Here is a 1,711-nt window from a genome sequence, read left to right on the forward strand (position 1 = left end):
GGATATTTAACTATAAATAAACAATTTTTAAATTGTCAATTAGTCCTTGCCTTAGCCTTCTGTACCTTAACCCTTCTGCCCTTCATCATCATATCATCCACAGAGCGTATTACCCTGTCTGCAAGGTCTTCAGGGACTTCAACAAGAGTGAACTTGTCAAGGACATCGATATTCCCGATCTTGCTGTAAGGAATATTCGCCTCCGAGGCAATAGACTTTACAATATCGGGCACCTTTATCTTGTCCTTCCTTCCTATTGTCATGAACAAACGAACCATTCCATCTTTGGCTCCGGCCTTTTCGTAACGTTCTTCCACAGGCGTTTCTTTCACTTCTCCGTAAGCAGCATAAAGTGCTGCTGCTGCAATGTCGCCGAAGCTGTATTGTTCCGACAACTCCTTAACAGCGGAAACATAGCCCATGTGTTTATCCCCTTTTATTATCCCTTCTATATCCTTAGCAATGTTCTTCTCTCTCGCCTTAATAACATCTGCTGCCGAAGGTAATCTCTTCCTGTCGATTACTGTCTTTGCAGTCTTCTCTATAAGCCTCAAATGCCTGTATTCCCTCGGCGTGACAAGGGTAATCGCCATACCGGACTTTCCTGCCCTTCCTGTCCTTCCGATCCTGTGTATATAGCTTTCAGGGTTTTGGGGAATGTTGTAATTGATCACATGGGTTACATTCTGTATATCGAGCCCCCTTGCTGCCACATCGGTTGCAACGAGAATATCGAGCATGTTGTTCTTAAACTTGCCCATTACCTCTTCCCTTCTCGCCTGCGTATAGTCACCGTGAAGGGCGCCTGCATTATATCCCATCTGTGCAAGCTTCATGGAAACTTCATCAACCTCACGCTTTGTATGACAGAATACAATGGCTAACTGCGGGTCTTCCACATCTATGAGTCTTGAAAGGGCATTTACTTTGTCTTCTTCTCTTACCTCGTAAAATATCTGCTTTATCTTGGAGACAACAACATCTTTTGTATTCACCTTTACCTTTTCGGGGCTCTTCATATATCTTTTCGCAATGCTCATTATGGGCTGGGGCATTGTGGCTGAAAACAAAAGGGTCTGTCTCTCTGCTGGCGTGGTCTTCAGTATTGTCTCGATATCTTCGATAAAGCCCATATTAAGCATCTCATCGGCTTCGTCGAGAACCACAATTTTTATATTAGAGAGTGAGAGGGTGTTCCTGTTTATATGGTCTATAACACGTCCAGGGTTCCCACAATGACATCCACGCCGCGCTGTAATGCCTTTATCTGCCGTTCAATTGATGTCCCTCCATAAACAGGCAGTACATTTATTTTTCTGAATTTCCCTATTTTGTTGATCTCTTGAGAGACCTGTACCGCAAGCTCTCTTGTGGGTTCGAGTATAATGGCAAAGGGATTTTTGTCCTTCCGGCATTTCTCGACTATGGGAATACCAAAGGCAGCGGTTTTGCCTGTACCTGTCTGCGCCTGCCCGACAACGTCCAATCCATCTAATAGTAACGGTATCGCGGAGACCTGAATCGGTGTCGGCTTCCTCAAACCCTATCTCTGATATGGACTTCAATGTCTCTTTACTTAAAGAAAAATCTTCAAACTTCATTTTTTCTAACCTCTCTTAATTTTGTTCCAAATAAAAACCCTCAGGGTTTCTAAAATCCCCTGAGGGATTAAATGAAACTTATGTTTATTTAGTATATGCTTACATATACT

At 43.1% G+C, this 1,711-nt stretch carries 1 pseudogene; it reads right to left on the reverse strand.

The window, feature by feature from the left end:
* Positions 1 to 35: 35 nt before the first annotated feature.
* Positions 36 to 1,601 (reverse strand): annotated as a pseudogene (locus V7L97_RS12530) (DEAD/DEAH box helicase).
* Between the last annotated feature and the right edge of the window lie 110 nt (positions 1,602 to 1,711).

Origin of the sequence: Dissulfurispira sp., from assembly GCF_036745535.1 — a bacterium.
Lineage (GTDB): Bacteria > Nitrospirota > Thermodesulfovibrionia > Thermodesulfovibrionales > Dissulfurispiraceae > Dissulfurispira.